This window comes from Caulobacter sp. P1_B12_2 (assembly GCF_056406675.1).
In genome coordinates, this window is sequence record NZ_JBFTZS010000482.1 from 1 (window position 1) to 3,375 (window position 3,375).

A 3,375-nucleotide genomic window follows, 5' to 3' on the forward strand; every position below is an offset into this window, starting at 1 on the left:
AGGTGGGCGTCCTTGGCGTGGTCGTTGTGCAGGTCCCAGGCCAGGGACACGGGCAGCCTGAGCCGGCCCCCATCGCTGAGCTTGGCGACCAGGACACGCCAGGAAAAGCCTTCGCCGGGATCGCCCAGCGGGTCCTTGAACTCCAGCGGCGCGGGATCGCGAAGGCGGAAGACGCGGCCTTCGTGGGCCTCGAACCAGGCGATGTCCGCCTGGGTGGTCGGGTTGGGCGGCGTCGTACGCGGCGTCGTGACCACCTTGCCCTTCAGATTGCGGACCATCCTGGGGCCTCCTGTTTTCGCACCGGGTCTCTAGCGCCTTTGGCAAGGCCTTGCCATCGGCGGCGTTCCTCCCAAGTACGGAACATAGCCGAGGCGGGACCCCGTGAGCCACGACAAGCCGTTCAAGCGCGCCCGTTCCGACTGGACCGAGGTGGTCCTCGTCTGCCGCAAATGCTCGAAGAAACTCGACGGCGGTTTCGGCGAGGACGGCGACGAGAAGCTGGCCAAGGTGCTTCGCCAGGCGGTGAAGGCCCAGGGCGGCGGCAAGGGCCGCAAGGCCCGGGTCGGCGTGCTCGAGGTGGGCTGCTTCGACGTCTGTCCCAAGAACGCGGTGGTGACGGTCAGGGCCTCGAGCCCCGGCGACTGGGTGGTCGTGCCGCGCGGCGCCTCGACCGCGGCGGTGATCGAGCGGCTGGGCTTGAATGGTCTTCCCCCTGTGGGGGAGGCGGCGCGAAGCGCCGGTGGGGGGAGTGGTGAGGCGCCCACCCTGCGCTTGGTCGATCCCGCATGACGCCCCCACCGTCGGCGGCGCAGACACCTCCCTGACGGGGAAGGGTATAATATACCCGGGTAATATTGACTCTGCAAAATACCCGGGTAAAAATACACCCATGGAAACGACGAACAACCGACGCGCCCTTGTGCGCGACTACAAGGACCGCGAGGTCCGGGCGGGGATCTACGCCGTGCGCTGCGCGACGACGGACGAGGTCTGGATCGGCGGCACGCCCGACCTGTCGACCCGCCAGAACGGCGTCTGGTTCGCCCTGCGGACGGGCGGGCACACCAGTCCGACCCTGCAGCAGGCCTGGAACGCCCACGGAGAGGCGGCCTTCGGCTTCGAGGTGCTGGAGGTCATCGACGACAAGGGCCTGGAACGGCTGGGCCGGGCCTCGCTGCTGCTCGAGCGCCGCGAACACTGGCGCACGAGGCTGCACGCCGAGGGGCTGCGGCGATGAGCGGTTATGTGGTGTTCGAGGGCGAGCGGCGGATCGCGGCCGGTCCCAAGCTGGACGTGGCCGTGGCCGCCCAGGCTCGGCTGGCGGAGGACCCGGAGGCCTCGCTGCTGATCTTCGATCCCGAGGGGCGTCAGACCGATTTCGATCTGCGCGGCGGACCGTGGGACATCGCCCTGCGACTGGGCGAAGGCGATGCCGCCCCGCGCGGTCGGGGGCGCCCCAAGCTGGGCGTCACGGCCCGCGAGGTGACTCTGCTGCCGCGCCACTGGGAGTGGCTGGCCGCCCAGCCGGGCGGGGCGTCGGTTGTCCTGCGCAAGCTGGTCGAGGCCGCGCGCCGCGAGAGTGAAGGTCCTGACCGCCGCCGCGCCGCCCGCGACGCCGCCTACCGCTTCGCCTCGGTCATGGCTGGCGACCGGCCTGGTTTCGAGGACATGAGCCGCGCGCTGTTCGCCGGCGACGCGGCGGAGTTCGCCGCGCGGGTGGCCGAGTGGCCTGCCGACATCGCCGAGCACTTGAAGGCGCTGGCAGGCGAGGCATTTGCGAAAACCCTCTCCCGCTGAGAGAGGGTTTCGGTCGCGCGCCTACTTCGCCCCGCCTCGGGCCAGCACCTCGGCCAGCACCACCTGGTAGGCCGCGTCGAAGGGCGCGCGGTCGCTGTCGGGCTTTTTCGGATAGACCGCCCGCAGGTCGGCGACGCGTTGGGCGGTCGCGGTCTGCCAGACCGGGTCCATCTTCAGCAGGCGGCCGATGATCGCCTTGTCGTCGCGGCCGGGGGCGGGCTGATAGGCCAGCAGCGCCTTCACCTGCCACAGGAACTGGCGCAGCGTGTCGGGCGTGGCGCGGCCGTCGGTGCGCCGGCCCGTCCAGTTCACCGCCTCGACCACCTGCTCGCGGAAGCGGGGATCGTCCCAGGTCGAGGGCGTGTGGCCCAGATTGGTGAAGAACAGCCGGCCCTTGCCGATCTCGCGCGCCCAGGCGATCGGCACGGCGTAGGGCCGCTTCAGCGGCGTGCCGGCGAAGTCCAGGGTCTGCAGCACCCGCACCTTGGCCGGGTCGAAGTCGCTGTGCTGATAGATCTCCTCGGCATAGTCGAAGCTGACCGGCCACATGCCGACCAGCGGCAGGTCGGGATCCAGGGTCTCGATGCGGATCGGCGTGCCCTGGGTCCAGGGATGGCCGGCGAAATCGCCGTTGATGAAGCGGGTGTAGGTCTCGCCGGGGCCGTCATAGGGCCAGGCGGTGTCGGTGGCGCTGTGCAGGCCGACGAAACCCAGCTTGCCGGCCGCCACTCGCTGCTGGACCGCGGCCCAGGCCTCCGGCGAAAGGGGCAGAGCGCCGGTGGTGTAGAACACCAGGACGTCGATGCTCTCCAGGCGCTGGGGCGTGATCTCGCGGGCGTCCTGAGTGACTTGCGCGGCGAAGGCGCCGCTCTCCTGGCCGATGGCGATCATCGCCGTCTCGGACGGGGCGAGGCCGCCGCCCTCGGGACGTGCGACCGGGGCGTGCTTCCAGCCGACCGACTGGTCCAGATACAGCACCCGGAGCGGCGTGGCGGGCTTGGCCAGGGCGGGCAGGGCGAACAGGGCCGCGAAGGCGACCAGCAGGAGGGCGAGAACGCGGCGCATGCGATTTAGGCCTTGGTCTTGGGTTGCWGCAGGTCCCAGCGGTTGCCGTAGAGGTCCTCGAACACGGCCACGCTGCCGTAGACCTCGTGCCGGGGCTCTTCCAGAAACGTCACCCCGGCGGCGCTGAAGCGGGCGTGGTCGGCCTCGAAGGCGTCGGTGTGCAGGAACAGCCAGACCCGGCCGCCGCCTTGGCCGCCGATCAGCGCCAGCTGCTGTTCATCGGCGGCCTTGGCCAGCAGGAAGCGCGTGCCGGCCGCGCCCGGCGCGACCACCACCCAGCGCTTGCCGCCGCCCAGATCGCTGTCCTCGACCAGCGAGAAGCCCAGCTTGCCGACATAGAAGGCCAGGGCCTCGTCATAGTCGCGGACGAGCAGGGACAGGAGGGCGAGGTGCTGGGCCATGGGGACTCACTGGATTGCGCCCCTGCTTAGCACGACGACGCGGCGCGTCGGATGTCGGCGATCCGCGTCCAGGACCGATCGTTCGGCGCTTGTTTGGTGCATAGTGCGCGGG

The 3,375-nt window shown here is 70.4% G+C and carries 6 protein-coding genes; 3 read left to right on the forward strand and 3 right to left on the reverse strand.

What is annotated here, in order from left to right:
- Positions 1-278: hypothetical protein (locus AC1DZ6_RS21890; protein WP_477099236.1), on the reverse strand; the 278-nt coding region annotated here is incomplete at its 3' end.
- A 103-nt stretch (positions 279-381) separates the two neighbouring features.
- Here AC1DZ6_RS21890 and AC1DZ6_RS21895 point away from each other — a divergent pair.
- From AC1DZ6_RS21895 to AC1DZ6_RS21905, 3 genes are all read left to right on the forward strand, one after another.
- On the forward strand, positions 382-789 hold the full coding sequence (locus tag AC1DZ6_RS21895) for a (2Fe-2S) ferredoxin domain-containing protein (RefSeq protein ID WP_477099237.1): 408 nt from the start codon (positions 382-384) through the stop codon (positions 787-789).
- Positions 790-889: 100 nt separating this feature from the next.
- Positions 890-1,237: a GIY-YIG nuclease family protein gene (locus tag AC1DZ6_RS21900; protein WP_477099238.1), complete on the forward strand. Its 348-nt coding sequence runs from the start codon at positions 890-892 to the stop codon at positions 1,235-1,237.
- Positions 1,234-1,797, forward strand: a complete 564-nt coding sequence (locus AC1DZ6_RS21905; RefSeq protein ID WP_477099239.1) for a DUF2239 family protein — start codon at positions 1,234-1,236, stop codon at positions 1,795-1,797. The genes AC1DZ6_RS21900 and AC1DZ6_RS21905 overlap by 4 nt, the downstream gene beginning before the upstream one ends.
- Positions 1,798-1,818: 21 nt before the next feature.
- On the opposite strand, the gene AC1DZ6_RS21910 is transcribed toward AC1DZ6_RS21905, so the two are convergent.
- The gene (locus AC1DZ6_RS21910; protein ID WP_477099240.1) at positions 1,819-2,862 is read right to left on the reverse strand and encodes a ThuA domain-containing protein; all 1,044 of its coding nucleotides are present in this window, start codon (positions 2,860-2,862) and stop codon (positions 1,819-1,821) included.
- 5 nt (positions 2,863-2,867) lie between these two features.
- Entirely contained in the window at positions 2,868-3,263 is a 396-nt protein-coding gene (locus AC1DZ6_RS21915; RefSeq protein WP_477099241.1) for a VOC family protein, read from the reverse strand.
- Positions 3,264-3,375 lie beyond the last annotated feature (112 nt).